At 39.9% G+C, this 18,106-nt stretch carries 16 protein-coding genes, 1 rRNA gene and 1 riboswitch; of the genes, 16 read left to right on the top strand and 1 reads right to left on the bottom strand.

What is annotated here, in order from left to right; all coding sequences use genetic code 11:
- Positions 1–173: 173 nt before the first annotated feature.
- From rrf to purD, 14 genes are all read left to right on the top strand, one after another.
- A 5S ribosomal RNA gene (gene rrf / locus MKY08_RS19545) occupies positions 174–289 on the top strand.
- Positions 290–512: 223 nt separating this feature from the next.
- Positions 513–707, top strand: a complete 195-nt coding sequence (locus tag MKY08_RS19540) for an NETI motif-containing protein (protein ID WP_024364453.1) — start codon at positions 513–515, stop codon at positions 705–707.
- Positions 708–799: 92 nt separating this feature from the next.
- Positions 800–898: riboswitch (purine riboswitch) on the top strand.
- A gap of 213 nt (positions 899–1,111) precedes the next feature.
- Positions 1,112–1,600 carry a 5-(carboxyamino)imidazole ribonucleotide mutase gene (purE, locus tag MKY08_RS19535; protein ID WP_024364454.1) on the top strand — a complete coding sequence of 163 codons (489 nt, stop codon included), beginning with the start codon at positions 1,112–1,114 and terminating at the stop codon, positions 1,598–1,600.
- Entirely contained in the window at positions 1,597–2,721 is a 1,125-nt protein-coding gene (gene purK / locus MKY08_RS19530) for a 5-(carboxyamino)imidazole ribonucleotide synthase (RefSeq protein WP_024364455.1), read from the top strand. Before purE ends, purK begins: the two co-directional genes overlap by 4 nt.
- A gap of 13 nt (positions 2,722–2,734) precedes the next feature.
- Positions 2,735–4,030 carry an adenylosuccinate lyase gene (gene purB, locus MKY08_RS19525; protein ID WP_069509576.1) on the top strand — a complete coding sequence of 432 codons (1,296 nt, stop codon included), beginning with the start codon at positions 2,735–2,737 and terminating at the stop codon, positions 4,028–4,030.
- A 128-nt stretch (positions 4,031–4,158) separates the two neighbouring features.
- Complete coding sequence (gene purC / locus MKY08_RS19520; RefSeq protein ID WP_069509579.1) at positions 4,159–4,869, top strand: phosphoribosylaminoimidazolesuccinocarboxamide synthase; 711 nt, start codon at positions 4,159–4,161, stop codon at positions 4,867–4,869.
- A gap of 2 nt (positions 4,870–4,871) precedes the next feature.
- Positions 4,872–5,120, top strand: coding sequence for a phosphoribosylformylglycinamidine synthase subunit PurS (gene purS, locus MKY08_RS19515; RefSeq protein WP_024364458.1), 249 nt, complete (start codon positions 4,872–4,874; stop codon positions 5,118–5,120).
- 2 nt (positions 5,121–5,122) lie between these two features.
- A complete protein-coding gene (gene purQ, locus MKY08_RS19510; protein ID WP_025220660.1) occupies positions 5,123–5,806 on the top strand; it encodes a phosphoribosylformylglycinamidine synthase subunit PurQ in 684 nt (227 codons plus the stop codon).
- The gene (gene purL, locus MKY08_RS19505; RefSeq protein WP_069509580.1) at positions 5,793–8,027 is read left to right on the top strand and encodes a phosphoribosylformylglycinamidine synthase subunit PurL; all 2,235 of its coding nucleotides are present in this window, start codon (positions 5,793–5,795) and stop codon (positions 8,025–8,027) included. The genes purQ and purL overlap by 14 nt, the downstream gene beginning before the upstream one ends.
- On the top strand, positions 8,003–9,427 hold the full coding sequence (gene purF, locus MKY08_RS19500; RefSeq protein WP_069509582.1) for an amidophosphoribosyltransferase: 1,425 nt from the start codon (positions 8,003–8,005) through the stop codon (positions 9,425–9,427). Before purL ends, purF begins: the two co-directional genes overlap by 25 nt.
- Positions 9,428–9,615: 188 nt before the next feature.
- The gene (gene purM, locus MKY08_RS19495) at positions 9,616–10,671 is read left to right on the top strand and encodes a phosphoribosylformylglycinamidine cyclo-ligase (RefSeq protein WP_069509589.1); all 1,056 of its coding nucleotides are present in this window, start codon (positions 9,616–9,618) and stop codon (positions 10,669–10,671) included.
- Positions 10,671–11,240 (top strand): phosphoribosylglycinamide formyltransferase, encoded by a 570-nt coding sequence (gene purN / locus MKY08_RS19490; protein WP_069509591.1) that lies wholly within the window; start codon positions 10,671–10,673, stop codon positions 11,238–11,240. Before purM ends, purN begins: the two co-directional genes overlap by 1 nt.
- Positions 11,241–11,427: 187 nt before the next feature.
- Entirely contained in the window at positions 11,428–12,954 is a 1,527-nt protein-coding gene (gene purH, locus MKY08_RS19485; RefSeq protein ID WP_024364464.1) for a bifunctional phosphoribosylaminoimidazolecarboxamide formyltransferase/IMP cyclohydrolase, read from the top strand.
- A 193-nt stretch (positions 12,955–13,147) separates the two neighbouring features.
- On the top strand, positions 13,148–14,404 hold the full coding sequence (purD, locus tag MKY08_RS19480) for a phosphoribosylamine--glycine ligase (protein WP_069509594.1): 1,257 nt from the start codon (positions 13,148–13,150) through the stop codon (positions 14,402–14,404).
- Positions 14,405–14,488: 84 nt separating this feature from the next.
- Here purD and MKY08_RS19475 read toward each other — a convergent pair whose 3' ends face one another.
- Complete coding sequence (locus tag MKY08_RS19475; RefSeq protein WP_069509597.1) at positions 14,489–14,932, bottom strand: YgaP-like transmembrane domain; 444 nt, start codon at positions 14,930–14,932, stop codon at positions 14,489–14,491.
- 311 nt (positions 14,933–15,243) lie between these two features.
- Here MKY08_RS19475 and MKY08_RS19470 point away from each other — a divergent pair, with 311 nt between their 5' ends.
- Both MKY08_RS19470 and MKY08_RS19465 read left to right on the top strand, forming a co-directional pair.
- The gene (locus MKY08_RS19470) at positions 15,244–16,965 is read left to right on the top strand and encodes an adenine deaminase C-terminal domain-containing protein (protein WP_069509601.1); all 1,722 of its coding nucleotides are present in this window, start codon (positions 15,244–15,246) and stop codon (positions 16,963–16,965) included.
- A gap of 86 nt (positions 16,966–17,051) precedes the next feature.
- The gene (locus MKY08_RS19465; protein ID WP_081327876.1) at positions 17,052–18,104 is read left to right on the top strand and encodes a DUF3048 domain-containing protein; all 1,053 of its coding nucleotides are present in this window, start codon (positions 17,052–17,054) and stop codon (positions 18,102–18,104) included.
- Positions 18,105–18,106: the final 2 nt, after the last annotated feature.

Here is an 18,106-nt window from a genome sequence, read left to right as displayed (position 1 = left end):
ATTCAATGCACCGTTTATCCAGTTTTGAAAGAACAACCTTTCATAAAAGGGTTTCAAGATACGAGTAGTTCGCGGAAGCAATTGAGAGAAGGAAGGAGCGTACATCTGTACGTGACTGACTGAACGAATGAAGCTGACAAAGAAATACGATGTATATTGAAAGCCGTAAATAGTCTAGTGATGATGGCAAAGAGGTCACACCCGTTCCCATACCGAACACGGAAGTTAAGCTCTTTAGCGCCGATGGTAGTTGGGGGCTTCCCCCTGTGAGAGTAGGACGTCGCTAGGCAAATTTAAAAGCCAAGGATATATTCCTTGGTTTTTTTGTTTTCTCTATAATGTTTTTATGTAAAGGTACCAGTTATACAATTGTGAAGCTTGAAATATGGATATAAAACGCTACTATGATTACGAATTGTTACAATTTCGTGCATTTTTGAAGTGCTTTATCGGGTATAATGGATTACAAGTAAGGAAGAACAATCATGACATGGATTGGAAGGAAGAGCAGTTTGGGCAAAAAGCAAATTTGGTATGAAGTAGAAGAAAATGAAACAATCGAACAATGTTTGGAGAGAATGCGTCAAGATGGATATATGGCGATGGGACGGAAGGAAGAGCCTATTTTTCATCTAGTAAATGGCGAACCAACGTATTTACGTCAAAAAATACAATTTAAAGCGATGTTATGTCAAGATTCTGACTAAATATGACTTAAAACCGAACGATATTTAATGGTGAAAATAAAATGTTCGCATTTTTGCATTGACGATAGTGTTTTCACTTGTTAAAATGTGATAAGGAAAACAATTAAATCCCTCATATATGCTAGAGAATTGGCTCTAGTGTCTCTACCCGGCACCGTAAATGCTGGACTATGCGGGAAAGCAACTTTTGGCATGTTACGGGAAGGTGTGTGTACAGATGTCTAAATCTGCATATTCTTTTCATAATAAGTCCTCAAGTAAGCTGCTTTCACGTGTATGTGTAGAGAGTAGCTTATTTGAGGATTTTCTTTGTTCAAAAAGTAAAGAAATGCAGTGACTATTGAATAATAGAGGCTTGCACAATAATCGATCATTTTTCTATCGTTTAAAAGGAGCGACAATTCATGAATCCGAAAATCGGTGTCATTATGGGTAGTTCAAGTGACTGGGAAACTATGAAACATGCGTGTGATATTTTAGATGAATTACAAGTACCGTACGAGAAAAAAGTAGTATCAGCACATCGTACGCCTGATTTAATGTTTGAGTACGCTGAAGCAGCACGTGGGCGAGGTATTCAAGTGATTATTGCAGGTGCTGGAGGTGCAGCACATTTACCAGGTATGGTAGCAGCTAAAACAACATTACCTGTTATTGGCGTGCCAGTACAATCTCGTGCACTTAATGGTCTTGATTCACTGTTATCAATTGTACAAATGCCAGGTGGTGTACCTGTAGCAACTGTTGCAATCGGAAAAGCAGGTGCAACAAATGCAGGTTTGCTTGCAGCGCAAATTTTGTCGACAACAGACATAGAGCTTGCTAATAAACTAGATGCTAGACGCGAGGCGACGAAGCAACAAGTATTGGAAAGCACAGGTGACTTAGTGTGACAAAAATTATTTATCCAGGACAAACGATAGGTATTATCGGAGGAGGACAGCTTGGCCGTATGATGGCACTTGCTGCAAAGGAAGCAGGATTTAAAATAGCTGTTCTTGAGCCGACAATGGATTCACCATGTGGACAGGTTGCAGATATTCGAATTGTGGCACCTTATGATGATGAGGCTGCATTAGAGGAACTTGCAGAAGTCAGTGACGTTATTACGTATGAGTTTGAAAATATCGATTACGATGGTTTAAAACGATTAACTCAAATGGCTTACGTACCACAAGGAGCTGAATTAGTACGCATTACACAAAACCGTGTGACTGAGAAGGAAGCAATTGTGAAAGCTGGCTGTCCAGTAGCTCCTTATATAGTAGCTAATACATATGAGGAATTGGTCGCGAGTATTGACAAGATCAGTTATCCGTGTATCGTAAAAACTGCAAGAGGTGGCTATGATGGCAAAGGGCAGCAGCTTCTAAATTCAGCAGCGGATTTACCATTAGCAGAAGGGCTTTTCGCTCATTCACAATGTATTGCTGAAGGGTTTGTACCTTTTGTGAAAGAAGTATCAGTTATTGTACAGCGAAACGGTGATGGAGAATTATATTGTCAGCCTGTTGGTGAAAATATTCATGTTCATCATATTTTACACGAAACAATTGTACCTGCTCGTATCGAAAAGATGACAGCACAGTCTGCTGAGCAAGAGGCTATAAAAATAGCTGATTACTTAAATTTAGTAGGGACGCTGGCGGTAGAAATGTTCGTTTTAGAAAACGGCGAAATTATTATTAATGAACTAGCACCGAGACCTCATAATTCTGGTCACTATTCAATAGAGGCATGTAATATATCACAATTCCATCAGCATATCCGTGCTATTTGTGGTTGGCCATTGCGCAAACCGCAACTTTGGGCACCATCAATAATGGTGAATGTATTAGGGCAGCATGTTATGCCACTTAGTAACTCAATTGCAAAATATCCTGAATGGTCATTGCATCTTTATGGGAAAGCTGAAGCTAAGGTGAACCGTAAGATGGGCCACGTAACGATTATGACAAAAGATTTAGAAGCAACATTACAACAAATCGAAAGTTCTGGCATTTGGTCAGAATAGAAGGAGATACGCAATGATTGAACGTTACACAAGACCCGAGATGGGCGCAATTTGGACAGAACAAAATAAATACCAAGCTTGGTTAGAGGTTGAAATTTTAGCATGTGAAGCTTGGGCGGAGATTGGCGATATTCCAAAAGAAGATGTAGCTAAAATTCGTGAAAATGCTTCATTTGATGTAAATCGTATTTTAGAAATTGAGAAAGAAACGCGTCATGACGTAGTGGCATTTACACGTGCTGTATCTGAAACACTTGGCGAAGAGCGTAAATGGGTGCACTACGGTTTAACTTCAACAGACGTGGTTGACACAGCCCTTTCTTATTTGATTAAACAAGCGAATGATATTTTACGAAAAGATATTGTGAATTTTATTGATATTATTGCAGCAAAAGCGAAAGAGCATAAACATACGGTTATGATGGGTCGTACACATGGTGTACATGCTGAACCAACAACGTTCGGTTTAAAATTAGGCTTATGGTATGAAGAAATGAAACGTAACTTAGAACGCTTTGAAGCAGCTGCCACAGTAATTGAAACAGGTAAAATGTCTGGTGCAGTTGGCACATATGCAAATATCGATCCACGCGTTGAACAATACGTATGTGATAAATTAGGGCTCGCAGCATCACCTATTTCTACACAAACATTACAGCGTGACCGCCATGCACAATATTTAGGCGCTCTTGCATTAATTGCAACATCAATTGAAAAATTCGCAACTGAAATTCGCGGATTGCAAAAGTCTGAAACACGAGAAGTAGAGGAAGCCTTTGCAAAAGGACAAAAAGGTTCATCTGCTATGCCGCATAAACGCAATCCAATCGGCTCTGAAAATATGGTTGGTATGTCACGTTTAATGCGTGGTTACATGGTAACAGCTTACGAAAACGTAGCGTTATGGCATGAGCGTGATATTTCACACTCATCTGCGGAACGAGTTATTTTACCGGATGCAACAATTACACTGAACTATATGTTAAACCGCTTCGGTAACATCGTGAAAAATTTAACAGTATTCCCTGAAAACATGAAACGTAATATGGGTCGTACATTTGGACTGATTTACTCACAAAGAATTTTATTAGCACTAATCGATAAAGGATTAGTACGTGAGGAAGCGTATGATACAGTTCAGCCATTAGCGATGCAGGCGTGGGACGAGCAAGTACAATTCCGTACATTAGTTGATGCAAGTGAAAAAATCACTTCTTATTTAACGAAGGAAGAGTTAGATCACTGCTTTGATTACAACTACCACTTACAGCATGTAGATATGATTTTTGAACGTCTTGGACTTAACTAATATTATTGAATCGATAGACAGTTAGTGCCACGACGGATGTTACGGGTTTTGAATCATACTTCAAGATTCAAAATCCATAACATCAATACGTCGAGGCGTATTTCATAATAATCTGGGGGAATGACGAAATGACGAAAGACCAACTTTTGTATGAAGGTAAAGCAAAAAAATTATATGCAACGGAAGATCCTACAATACTTTTAGTTGAATATAAGGATAGTGCAACAGCATTTAACGGTGAGAAAAAAGAGGAAATTGACGGGAAAGGCGTTTTAAATAATCGCATTACCTCATTAATTTTCGAAAAATTAAAAGCTAACGGAATTGCGTCACATTTCGTAAAACAATTATCTGCTACAGAACAACTAGTGAAAAAGGTTGAAATCATTCCAATTGAAGTTGTTGTTCGTAACATAGCTGCAGGTAGCTTAGCAAAACGCCTTGGTTTAGAAGAAGGCACACCATTAAAGCGTCCAATCGTAGAATTCTATTATAAGGATGATGCATTAGGCGATCCATTTATTACAACGGAGCATATTGATGTACTTGACCTTGCAACATCAGAAGAAGTAACAGCGATGTATGACGGTGCATTAGCTGTTAACAAAGTATTGCAACCGATTTTTGCTGATGTGGATGTTACGCTAATTGACTTTAAACTAGAATTTGGCCGTGATACGAACGGAGATGTATTACTAGCAGATGAAATCTCACCAGATACATGCAGACTTTGGGATACAAAAACAAAGCAAAAGTTGGACAAAGATGTCTTTCGTCGAGACCTTGGTAATTTAACTGAAGTATACACTATTATTCTTTCTAGACTCGGAGGCAAATAACAATGAAAAAAGTTAAAATTTACGTAACATTACGTGAGAGTATTCTAGATCCACAAGGTTCAGCAGTACAAGGTTCTTTAGCGAAAATGGGCTACGGTGAAGTAGAAGATTTACGTATCGGTAAATATCTTGAACTAACTGTCGGAGATTCAGCGCGCGATATTGATACTCTAGTGAAAGAAATGTGTGAAAAAGTTTTAACAAATGTAGTAATTGAGGACTACCGTTACGAAGTCGAGGAGGCTAACTAATCATGAAATTCGCAGTACTCGTATTCCCTGGGTCAAACTGTGACATCGATATGTATCATGCGATTAAAGACGAACTAGGTGAAGAAGTAGAATATGTATGGCACGCAGAAACGGATTTAAGTGGCTTTGACGGTATTCTAGTACCAGGTGGCTTCTCTTATGGTGACTATTTACGTTGTGGCGCTATGGCAAACCAATCCAATATTATGGCAGAAGTAAAAAAGGCAGCAGATGCGGGTAAGCCAGTCTTAGGCGTTTGTAACGGGTTCCAAATTCTAACAGAAGCAGGCTTATTACCAGGTGCTTTACTTCGCAATAAAAACCTAAAATTCATGTGTCGTACAATACAGCTTAAAGTTGAAAACAACAATACATTATTCACAAATCAATATGAGCAAGGTCAAGTAATCAATATTCCAATCGCACACGGTGAAGGTAACTATTATTGTGACGAGGAAACATTACAAAAACTAAAAGATAACAATCAAATTGTGTTCACATACTCAGGAGAAAATCCAAACGGTTCTTTAGAAGATATCGCAGGGATTATTAACGAGCGCGGAAATGTATTAGGAATGATGCCTCACCCAGAACGAGCTGTCGATGCACTTGTGGGCGGAGCCGATGGTCTAGCAGTATTCAAATCAATTGTGAAGCAGTGGAGGGAAAATCATGTCAACAACTAAGTTTGAGCCAACAGCACAGCAAATTAAAGATGAAAAGCTATACGCTGGAATGGGGATGTCAGACGAAGAATTTGCAATGGTAGAAGGTATTCTCGGTCGCCTACCAAACTGGACAGAGACAGGTCTTTTCTCAGTAATGTGGTCTGAACACTGCTCATATAAAAATTCAAAACCAGTATTACGTAAATTCCCAACAAAAGGGCCACAAGTATTACAAGGTCCTGGTGAAGGCGCAGGGATTGTAGATATTGGTGATGAGCAAGCCGTTGTATTTAAAATGGAATCACATAACCACCCTTCGGCAATCGAGCCGTATCAAGGTGCAGCAACAGGTGTTGGTGGTATTATTCGCGACGTATTCTCAATGGGTGCACGTCCAATTGCGATGCTAAACTCATTACGCTTCGGAGAGTTAAAATCTGCACGTGGTAAATATTTATTCGAAGAAGTAGTTGCTGGTATTGCTGGCTATGGTAACTGTATCGGGATTCCAACTGTTGGTGGCGAAATTCAATTCGACCCTTGCTACGAAGGTAATCCATTAGTAAACGCAATGTGCGTTGGGCTAATTGACCACAAGGATATTCAACGCGGTATTGCTGCGGGTGTAGGAAATACAGTGATGTACGTAGGAGCAAAAACAGGTCGTGACGGTATCCATGGAGCGACGTTTGCCTCTGAAGAATTAACAGAGGAATCAGAAAATCAACGTCCAGCTGTGCAAGTAGGGGACCCATTTATGGAAAAACTACTACTTGAAGCTTGTTTAGAAGTTGTAAAATCTGATGCGTTAGTTGGTATTCAAGATATGGGTGCTGCGGGTCTTACTTCATCTTCAGCAGAGATGGCTTCTAAAGCTGGTTCTGGTGTAGAAATGAACCTAGATTTAGTACCACAACGTGAAACAGGTATGACTGCATATGAGATGATGCTATCTGAATCTCAAGAACGTATGTTATTAGTCGTGAAAAAAGGTCGCGAAGATGAAATTAAAGCGATTTTCGATAAATATGATTTAGATGCAGTAGCAATTGGTGTTGTAACAGATGATAAAATGCTGCGTTTACTTCACAAAGGTGAAGTTGTAGCGAATGTACCAGCAGATGCATTAGCAGAAGATGCGCCAGTTTATCATAAGCCATCTGCTGAGCCTGCATACTACGCACAGTTCCAAGCAATGGACAATGCAGAACCAGTTGTAACAGATTATAAAGAAACGTTAAACGCATTGTTAAAAGCACCTACGATTGCTTCAAAAGAATGGGTTTACGATCAATACGATTATCAAGTTCGTACATCAACAGTTGTGGCACCTGGTTCAGATGCTGCAGTTATCCGTGTACGTGGCACAAATAAAGGCCTTGCGATGACAACAGACTGTAACTCTCGCTACATTTACCTTGATCCTGAAGTGGGCGGGGCGATTGCAGTAGCAGAAGCAGCGCGTAATATTGTCGCAACGGGTGGTACACCACTTGCTATTACAGACTGCTTAAACTTTGGTAATCCAGAGAAACCAGAAATTTTCTGGCAAATTGAAAAATCTGCCGATGGTATTTCAGCAGCATGTACTGCACTCAATGCACCAGTAATCGGTGGTAACGTTTCTTTATACAATGAACGTTCCGGAGAAGCAGTTTATCCAACACCAACAATCGGTATGGTAGGTCTAATCGAAGACTTAGCACATGTAACAACGCAAGATGTGAAAGCAGCTGGCGATGTAGTATTTGTTATCGGTGAAACGAATACTGAATTTGGTGGTTCAGAGCTTCAAAAATTATTAAATAACGGTGTCATCTCAGGGCAAGCACCTGCTATTAACCTAGAAGTAGAAGCAGCTCGTCAACAAGCATTGTTGAAAGCAATTAAAGCTGGACTTGTACAATCTGCACATGACGTAGCAGAAGGTGGTCTTGCTGTAGCACTTGCAGAAACGACATTTGGTGCACAAGGCTTAGGCATTGATGTGACACTAACAGGCTCTGCAACAACGGCTTTATTCAGTGAAACACAATCCCGTTTCGTTGTAACAGTCAAAGAAGAAAATGCAGCTGCATTTGTAGAAACTGTAAAAGATGCACAAAAAATCGGTGTCGTAACAAACGATGCGCTTGTTAAAATCAACGGTGACAACGGTGTGCTTGTAGAAGGTACAGTGGAGGAATTCCGTTCTAATTGGAAAGGAGCAATCCCATGCTTGCTGAACTCAGAGGCTTAAACGAAGAATGTGGGGTGTTTGGTATTTGGGGTAACCCAAATCCAGCACACCTTAGTTATTACGGGCTTCATGCTCTTCAACACCGTGGACAAGAAGGTGCTGGTATCGTCGTTTCTGACGGTCTACACCTACGCGCGGTGAAAGGCGAAGGATTAGTAAATGATGTTTTCAACGAAGAGAAATTAAAAGCTGTGGACGGAAAAGCGGCAATTGCCCATGTTCGTTATACGACTGCTGGCGGTGGCGGAATCGAAAATGTACAGCCATTACTATTTCATTCATCAACAGGTAGCCTTTCAATTGCTCATAACGGTAACTTAGTCAATGCGACACACTTAAAACAGTATTTAGAGCGTCAAGGTAGTATTTTCCACTCTAGCTCAGATACAGAAGTGTTAGCGCATCTTATTAAGAAAAGCTCGCATTCACCATTCCGAGCAAAGGTGAAAAATGCCCTTTCGTTATTAAAGGGAGCGTATTCATTCTTAATTATGACCAAAGATGAAATGCTTGTTGCACGTGATCCACATGGTCTACGTCCTCTATCTCTTGGAAAACTAGGAGACGGTTGGGTTGTTGCTTCTGAAACTTGTGCTTTTGATTTAATAGGAGCAGAGTTTATACGTTCTGTGGAACCAGGTGAATTATTAATAATAAACGATGAAGGTGTAAAATCAGATCGTTTTGCAGATATGGAAAATCGCGCAATGTGTGCGATGGAGTATGTATACTTAGCACGTCCTGATTCAGATATTGATGGCATTAATGTGCATATGGCACGTAAACGTATGGGGAAACAACTCGCACGTGAATGCGCACATATTGAAGCGGATGTCGTAACTGGTGTACCTGACTCAAGTATTTCAGCAGCAATTGGCTTTGCTGAAGAAAGCGGTATTCCATATGAGCTAGGGTTAATAAAGAACCGCTATGTTGGTCGTACATTCATTCAACCGACCCAAGAATTGCGTGAACGTGGTGTAAAAATGAAGCTGTCACCTGTTGTGCAAGTTGTCAAAGGGAAACGCGTTATAATGGTGGATGATTCGATTGTTCGTGGTACAACATCACGCCGTATTGTCAAAATGCTAAAGGATGCAGGTGCAGCAGAGGTGCATGTTGTTATTTCTTCTCCACCAATGACGGACCCTTGTTATTACGGTATTGATACTTCGACACATGAAGAGCTGATTGCTTCAAGTCATAGTGTGGATGAAATAAGAGACGCAATTGGTGCTGATTCACTAACATTCCTTTCAGTTGAAGGCATGGTCGAAACGATCGCACGTCCATTTGAGGATGAAAATAAAGGTCTTTGCTTAGCATGTTTTACAAGCAAATACCCAACAGAAATTTTCCCAGATACAATCTTACCACACGAAAAAGAACTGTTACGCTAAGTGTATGTTAATCAATAAAGCCTTGTTGGAGTACCCACATTCAAACGATGTTGGGTATCCTCTAAAGGTGAAAATGACATTGAGTTAGGATTGATATTCCCAGCATGATGTTGAACATAATTTTGTACGACTCTCTATATGTAAAAGTTAGGGACTTGTGCTGAATTAATTTAAAGGAGGATCTCTGCATGTCAAAAGCATATGAACAAGCAGGTGTAAATATTGAAGCGGGCTACGAAGCTGTTAAACGAATGAAGTCTCACGTTGAACGTACGAATCGACTAGGTGTGATGGGTACATTTGGAGGCTTTGGTGGTATGTTTGACTTGTCAGAACTAAATCTTAAAGAACCTGTTTTAATTTCAGGGACAGATGGTGTTGGGACAAAATTAAAATTAGCTTTCATGGTAGACAAGCACGATACAATTGGCGTGGACTGTGTTGCTATGTGTGTAAATGATATTGTAGCGCAAGGTGCAGAACCACTTTACTTTTTAGATTACGTGGCACTTGGTAAAGCAGAACCAGCGAAAATCGAACAAATCGTCAAAGGTGTTGCAGATGGCTGCGTGCAATCTGGTGCTGCTTTAATCGGTGGTGAGACTGCGGAAATGCCAGGTCTTTATGAAGAAGATGAGTATGATTTAGCAGGATTTGCTGTAGGCGCTTGTGAAAAATCAGCAATCGTAACAGGTGAAAAAATCGTTGAAGGTGATGTGCTTGTTGGATTAGCGTCAAGTGGCGTCCATTCGAACGGCTATTCATTAGTGCGCAAAATCGTGTTTGCTGACAACGGCTATGCAGTGGATGCAGTTGTTGAAGGCTTCGAAGATTTAGGCCCAATTGGTGAAGCACTGTTAGTCCCAACTAAATTATATGCAAAACCAGTTCTAGCAGCATTAAAAGCGGCAGATGTACATGGTTGTGCACATGTAACAGGTGGCGGCTTCTATGAGAACTTACCACGTATGATGCCAGAAGGCTTAGCAACAGAAATTGACCTAGGTTCTTGGCCGGTTCTTCGTATTTTCGAATTTTTAAAAGAAAAAGGTCAGCTTGAAGATAAGGATTTATATAATGTCTTTAATATGGGCATTGGTTTCGTATTGGCTGTACCAGCAGCAGAAGCAGATAAAGTCATTGCTACAGCAGAAGCAAATGGTGAAAAAGCATACAAAATCGGTCGCGTTGTGAAAGGCGAGGGCGTTGTATTTAACGGCTCACATGATGGGAGCTTAGTGTAATGACTGCACCAGTAAAAATTGCCGTCTTTGCTTCAGGGAGCGGCAGTAATTTTCAAGCAATTCAAGAAGCGATTAAACGTGGCGAACTACATGCTAAAGTGGAGCTTGTTGTGACAGATAAGCCTGCTGCATTTGTTGTGACGCGTGCTGAAAAATTTGGTATCCCCGTCCTAGCTTTAAATCCAAAAGAATTTGCATCGAAAGCAGACTACGAAACGGCGATTATTGAAGCCTTACGTGAATGTGGTGTGCAGTGGATTGTACTTGCAGGGTATATGCGTCTAATTAGCGAAGTATTATTGGCGGCATATCCACAGCGTATTGTGAATATCCACCCTTCATTGTTACCATCCTTCCCAGGAAAAGATGCTATTGGACAAGCAATCAAACATGGTGTGAAAGTGACGGGTGTTACAGTGCATTTTGTAGATGAAGGCATGGATACAGGGCCTATTATTGCACAGGCTGCCGTTGCTGTTATCGAAGGTGATCGTGAGGCAACTGAAATGGCCATTCATCAGCAAGAGCATGTGTTATATACAAAAGCATTACAACAATTATTAAAGTAATGGATTGGTAGGTAGTTAGGTTTGGCTCATTGTAACAGGAAACGTTATTTGTTCCTGTAAGATTCGCTCAAATCATGATGAACTCCGCTCAAGTAGAACGAGTCGTTCAATTAGCACCTAACGCCGCTAAATCAAGATGGATCGATAATTCGTGGTTTTACACGAGACAAATTAGGAGGATTTCGTTGTGACAAAACGTGCATTAATCAGTGTTTCCAATAAAGATGGTATTTTAGAATTTGCAAAAGAATTAGTGGCATTAGGTTATGAAATTTTATCAACTGGTGGTACCAAAAAAATGTTACAGGACAATAATGTCGCAGTAACAGCAGTGGATGAAGTAACAAAATTCCCAGAAATTTTAGATGGGCGTGTAAAAACTTTAAATCCAATGATCCACGGTGGACTATTAGGGAAATTCGATGATGCTTCTCATCAAGCGCAAATGAATGAGCATGGAATTGAACCAATTGAAATTGTTTGTGTTAATCTTTACCCGTTTGTTGAAACAATTTCAAAGCCTAATGTAACATGGGATGATGCCATCGAAAATATAGATATTGGTGGTCCAACAATGCTACGTTCAGCAGCTAAAAATCATCAATATGTAACAGTAATTGTAGATAGCAATGACTATGCAACTGTATTAGAAGAACTGAAAGCAACGGGTGCTACAACGATTGAAACGCGTCGTAAGCTAGCAGCAAAAGTTTTCCGTCACACAGCAGCGTATGATTCTTATATTTCCAATCACTTAACAGAGGAAGCATTCCCAGAAAGCTTAACGCTTACTTATGAATTAAAGCAAAACTTACGTTACGGTGAAAATCCTCATCAAAAAGCAGCGTTTTATCAAAAACGTCTTGGTTCGGATTTCTCATTAGCTTATGCTACGCAATTGCACGGAAAAGAATTATCATACAATAACATTCAAGATGGTAATGCCGCACTTCAAATCGTCAAAGAATTTGAAATGCCTGCAGCAGTTGCTGTAAAGCATATGAATCCTTGTGGTGTTGGTACAGGTGTAACGCTAGAAGAAGCTTTTGACAAAGCATATGCAGCCGATCCTACATCTATTTTTGGTGGAATTATTGCATTGAACATGGAAGTAGATGCGGCAACGGCAGAAAAGTTAAGCCATATTTTCTTAGAAATAATTATTGCGCCATCTTTCACGCAAGAAGCATTAGACATTCTTACACAAAAGAAAAATATTCGCTTATTAACAATTCCATTTGAGCAAGCTAAAAAAGATCAATTTAACGTTGTCTCTGTTGAAGGTGGCTTACTTGTACAAGAGCCAGATAGCTATGGCTTTGGTGATGCAGACATTAAAGTCGTGACAGATAGAGAGCCTACTGACAAAGAATGGGAAGCATTACAACTTGGCTGGGCTGTAGTTAAACATGTAAAATCAAATGCAATCGTTGTAACAGATTCTCAAATGACATTAGGTGTTGGCGCTGGTCAAATGAACCGTGTAGGTGCTGCGAAAATCGCTTTCGAACAAGCTGGCGATAAAGCAAAAGGTGCTGCTTTAGCATCTGACGCATTCTTCCCTATGAGTGATACAGTAGAAGCGGCTCATGCGGCAGGAATTACAGCCATTATTCAACCAGGTGGCTCTATTAAAGACCAAGATTCGATTGATAAAGCAAATGAGTACGGCATTGCAATGGTGTTTACAGGCGTACGTCACTTCAAGCATTAATCATCGCTATATAAAAATATACAAATAATAAAGGGTTTGTCCTAATAAGGAAAATAGTATACTGGGAGCGTTTCTAGTATACTATTTTTTCTATAAAAGCATATAAATGCTCTAACTCACATGAGATTCGAAGGATTTACTTAGAGCCGCTTATTAGACAGCTCTTACTCTTAAAGAGGAGGATTCACTAATTATGAACGTATTAGTTATAGGAAGTGGCGGTCGTGAGCATGCAATTGCCAAACAATTTAGCATTTCTCCGTCCGTAAAAAAAGTATTCGTAGCGCCAGGTAATGATGGGATGCGAGAAGATGTAGAAGTTGTTGCGATTGACACAATGGATTTTGCAGGACTTGCACAATTTGCAAAAGAAAACGAAGTAGATTTAACATTTGTTGGTCCAGAGCAACCACTTGCAGAAGGGATTGTTGATTTCTTTACGCAACGTGGCTTACGCGTATTTGGTCCAACGAAGGCAGCAGCGCAAATTGAAAGTAGTAAATCATATGCCAAAGATATTATGAATAAATATCATATTCCTACGGCTGCACATGCAACATTTACAGAATCAGAAAAAGCGATTGACTATATTAAAGCCCAAGGTGCACCAATTGTTATTAAGGCAGATGGCTTAGCGGCTGGTAAAGGTGTAGTAGTAGCTATGACAGAAGAAGAAGCGATTGATGCCGTACAGGATATGATCGGGAATCAGCGTTTCGGGGAGTCTTCATCTCGTGTCGTGATTGAAGAATTCCTTGATGGTGAAGAATTCTCCTTTATGTCTTTTGTACATAAAGAACAAATTTATCCAATGGTGATTGCTCAAGACCATAAACGAGCATATGACGGCGATAAAGGGCCAAACACAGGTGGCATGGGTGCATATTCTCCTGTTCCACAAATATCGCAGGACGTAGTGGATGTCGCCTATCGAACAGTAGTTGAGCCGACTGTTAAAGGAATGGAAGCAGATGGGGTATCATTTACGGGTATTTTGTATGCAGGTCTCATTTTAACAAAAACGGGTCCTAAAGTAATCGAGTTCAATGCGCGCTTCGGTGATCCAGAAACTCAAGTCGTCCTGCCACGCATGCAATCCGATTTCGGTGCCTTTATGAACGCATTAATGGAGGAAAAACCATTTGATTTGCAATGGTCAAATGAAGCGATGTTAGGTGTTGTTATTGCTGCTGAAGGATATCCTGGTGATGTGGAAAAAGGAAATGCGTTACCGAACTTAGAAACATTATCAGCTTCACATGCAGTCTACCATGCAGGTACGAAGTTTGTAGATGGAAAGTATGTAGGGAATGGTGGGCGTGTTTTACTTGTCGCTGCAAAAGCATCTACCTTACAAGAAGCACAAGAAAAAGTGTATGCTGGTATTGCCACAGTTGAATGGAACAACTTCTTCTATCGCAAAGATATTGGCTGGCGTACATTTAAATAACATTTACAAATATTTTTCATAGACTTTTCATTTCTCTAAAAAGTAAGGAGCCGTCTCAAATTTGTATTGAGACGGCTTCTTTGACTAAGAAGGATTTTGTGCTTTTGTTGTAGAATTTTTACTGTCCGAGGAATGTTGGTTTGAAGTGCTGGTGTCAGATGAGTTAGAAGAACTTGCAGTTATATCTGACGAGTTACCAGTAATCGCAGAGGAGAAATCCTTCATAAGCTTACCAATTTGTTCAGAGGACATTGGATTTTGTTCAGAAGACATAGAATTTTGCCCACTGAACATACTTTGCATAGAGGTGTTCATGGCAGTTTCCACATTTGAGTTTAACATTGCCTTTGCAGGACAATATTTAAAAATACCCTCAGCCATTTTCATTGCCCCTAATGCGATCATCAGTCGACTTTTCAAACAGTTAGGATTTCTTGAAACTTTAGCGATACCAAATGCCGTCATACTTGTGCCAAGGGCAAAGCGGCAAAAGGCATTTTTATCACTAAGATTTGCTTGTTGCATCATATCGTTTCCTCCTTTAGTCATAGTGGAAAAAATAAAGCGGGGTGCACTTTGCTTTATGAAAGTGCTGTGTTACGATTAAAACAAGATGATTGCATAAAGCATTATTTTGCTTCATGTTGCAGATAATCTGAAATGAAGATGAACATGGCTCGGATTTTGAAAGGCGTCAACTTGTGAGTCCTATTCAAAATGCGAACGCCAATACATCCATATGCACAATGAATGCAAAAGCGTTTATGCAGTAGTAGTATGTGAATTCAAGTAGGAATTACACAATGAAATTTTACGCAAATTAGGAAGGAGCGATTTACATGGATCCGGTATGGAAAATTACGGAATTGCGTCAGCATTTAGCTGTTATAGATGGCAAAAAATCGCCTAATATTGTCTTAAAAAATGCACGTTATTTACATAGCATGCTGAAACAATGGGTGATAGGGAATATTTGGATTGCAGGAGACCGTATCGTTTATGCGGGAGAAAAAATGCCTCCATTAATAGATGGAACAGAAATAGTGGATTGTTCGGATAAAACGATTGTACCTGGCTACATTGAACCACATGTTCATCCGTTCCAGTTGTATCATCCTCAATCCTTTGCTGATTTTTGTGGGCAACTTGGAACTACAGCTTTTATATCGGATAATTTAAGCTTCGTCTTATCTTTAGAAAACAAGAAAGCGTTTTCAATATTAGATGACTTAAAGAAATTACCGTTTTCGTTCTATTGGTGGACGCGCTTTGATTCACAAACTGAAATGGAGCAAGAGGAAGAAATTTTTTCAAACACTTCTATTTTAGAATGGTTAGAACGTGACGATGTATTGTTAGGTGGAGAGCTAACGGGTTGGCCACGCTTACTACATGGTGATGATTTAATGCTTTATCGCATGCAAATGGCGAAAGGATATGGCAAAAAGATTGAAGGTCATTTTCCAGGCGCATCAGAGCGCACTTTAGCGCGGATGAAATTACTTGGTGCAGATGGAGACCACGAAGCCATGACGGTGGAAGAAGTAGAACGTCGTATTATGCAAGGATTTGCGGTAACGCTTCGTCATTCTTCGATTCGTCCAGATTTACCAAATCTATTGAAAGGAATCGTAGAAAAACAACTACCGATATTCGACCATCTCATGATGACAACGGATGGCTCAACGCCTTCATTCCATCAGGATGGTGTGATGGATAAATGTATTCAAGTCGCATTAGATGCAGGAGTTTCACCAATCGATGCTTACCAAATGGCATCCTACAATGTTGCGCGTTATTACAATATGTCAAACTTACATGGTTTTATTGCGACGGGACGCTTTGCCTCACTAAATATTCTACAAGATGAATATCATCCAATACCGGAAAGTGTACTATCAAAAGGTGTTTGGTTAAAGCGTGATGGCGAACGGGTGCATCGTTTTGCTGACATAGATTATTCAGCAATTCCTTCTTTTGATTTGGACTTTTCGCTAACTTCTCATGATTTCCAATTTTCAATGCCATTTGGAATTGAATTAGTGAATGACGTTATAACGAAACCTTATAATTCATTGATTACACGAGAAGGGCAGCTTGCAAACCATGATGAAAGTTATTTAATGCTGATTAATCGAAATGGTAACTGGCATGTTAATACGATGATTAAAGGTTTTGCCACAAACGTTCAAGGTTTTGCCTCCTCCTATTCAAATACTGGGGATATTTTGCTTATCGGGAAAAATAAAGACGATATGCAAAAGGCATTTGAAGAGATGAAGGCAATGCGTGGAGGCATTGTGCTTGTAGAAAAAGGAGAGGTCGTAGCATCTGTTCCGTTAACTATCGGTGGTATTCTGTATCAAGGGAATATGGAGGAACTGACAGTGAAAGAGCTTGATTTAAAACAAGCATTGGCAGAACGTGGCTATCGTTTAGGAGACGCTATTTATACTTTGCTATTTTTACAATCTACACATTTGCCGTATATTCGAATAACACCAAAAGGGATTTTTGATGTCCTGAAGAATAAATTATTATTACCAGCAGTAATGCGGTAGTTAAAGTAGTACAATTTATGTAGCGCCAGAGCACCAGCAAGTAGACATTACATCAGAGCGGCATTGACTAAAGGAGAGTAATGCAAGTGTTAAAATCAAAAAAACTACTAGTTGGCTTAGCATTAAGCGCCTTGTTCATCGGTGGATGTTCAAAAGATGCGTCTGAATCAGATGAGGGAGCAACGAAAGTAGATGACAAGCCAGCTATCGAAGAGCCTGCAAAGCAAGAGACATTTGTGGCTCCGTTAACAGGAGAGAATGTTGAAGAAGAAGTAACACAGCGTCCAATTATAGTAACCATTAATAATCATCCTGCCGCACGCCCTCAATCAGGTTTGGCATCAGCAGATATTATTTATGAAATGCTAGCTGAAGGAGACGTTACGCGTTTACTAGCAGTCTATCAAAGCGATTTACCAGAAAACATTGGCCCAGTACGAAGTGCACGTTCATATTTTGTAGATATGGCAAAAGGTTTTGGGGCATTTTATGTTGCACATGGCTACAGTCCAGAGGCAAAATCAATGCTTAGCAATAATGTCGTGGATAATATAAATGGTATGAATTACGATGGTACACTGTTTAAACGCTCGAATGATCGCGTAGCGCCACATAACTCTTATATTACCTCTGAAAATATATTAAAAGGTGCCGAAAAAGTAGGCGCTTCAATGAATTACAGTGAAAAAGTGCATCAGGCTTTTTATGAAGCCGATGAACGTGGTAAAATAGGCGTTGAAACAAGTCAAGTTGACATTAGCTATGGGAATAGTAATTATTTCCACAATACGTATGTGTACGATCATCAAACAAATCGTTATGGACGACAATCGGCAGGCGTGGAAACGAAAGATATGTTGACAGGCGAAGCATTATCATTTGCAAATGTTTTATTTTTTGAAATGAATCACCAAACAATTGATAATGTAGGTCGTCAAGATATTGATTTAACCTCTGGTGGAAATGCGTATGTATTTCAAAATGGTTATTTAAGAGAAGTAAAATGGGCTAATATCGATGGATTACCAATGGCTGTCGAAGAATCTGGTGACCTAGTAAAGCTCGTTCCAGGAAAGTCATGGATTCATTTCGTACCAGCTTCACCAGGGTTACAAGCAATGGTGAAAACGCAGCCTTAAGA

The organism is Lysinibacillus sp. FSL M8-0337, from assembly GCF_038593855.1.
GTDB classification, from domain to species: Bacteria; Bacillota; Bacilli; order Bacillales_A; family Planococcaceae; genus Lysinibacillus; species Lysinibacillus sphaericus_D.
Note: the sequence above shows the minus strand (reverse complement) of the source record. Positions and strands in the feature narration are given on the sequence as shown.

What these genes read in the sequence shown, in the direction of transcription:
- purN (WP_069509591.1), top strand. Translation starts at nt 10,671, where the DNA reads ATGACTGCACCAGTAAAAATTGCCGTCTTTGCTTCAGGGAGCGGCAGT.
- purB (WP_069509576.1), top strand. Translation starts at nt 2,735, where the DNA reads ATGATTGAACGTTACACAAGACCCGAGATGGGCGCAATTTGGACAGAA.
- purM (WP_069509589.1), top strand. Translation starts at nt 9,616, where the DNA reads ATGTCAAAAGCATATGAACAAGCAGGTGTAAATATTGAAGCGGGCTAC.
- purD (WP_069509594.1), top strand. Translation starts at nt 13,148, where the DNA reads ATGAACGTATTAGTTATAGGAAGTGGCGGTCGTGAGCATGCAATTGCC.
- MKY08_RS19470 (WP_069509601.1), top strand. Translation starts at nt 15,244, where the DNA reads ATGGATCCGGTATGGAAAATTACGGAATTGCGTCAGCATTTAGCTGTT.
- MKY08_RS19475 (WP_069509597.1), bottom strand. Translation starts at nt 14,932, where the DNA reads ATGATGCAACAAGCAAATCTTAGTGATAAAAATGCCTTTTGCCGCTTT.
- purC (WP_069509579.1), top strand. Translation starts at nt 4,159, where the DNA reads ATGACGAAAGACCAACTTTTGTATGAAGGTAAAGCAAAAAAATTATAT.
- purL (WP_069509580.1), top strand. Translation starts at nt 5,793, where the DNA reads ATGTCAACAACTAAGTTTGAGCCAACAGCACAGCAAATTAAAGATGAA.
- purQ (WP_025220660.1), top strand. Translation starts at nt 5,123, where the DNA reads ATGAAATTCGCAGTACTCGTATTCCCTGGGTCAAACTGTGACATCGAT.
- purE (WP_024364454.1), top strand. Translation starts at nt 1,112, where the DNA reads ATGAATCCGAAAATCGGTGTCATTATGGGTAGTTCAAGTGACTGGGAA.
- purS (WP_024364458.1), top strand. Translation starts at nt 4,872, where the DNA reads ATGAAAAAAGTTAAAATTTACGTAACATTACGTGAGAGTATTCTAGAT.
- purF (WP_069509582.1), top strand. Translation starts at nt 8,003, where the DNA reads ATGCTTGCTGAACTCAGAGGCTTAAACGAAGAATGTGGGGTGTTTGGT.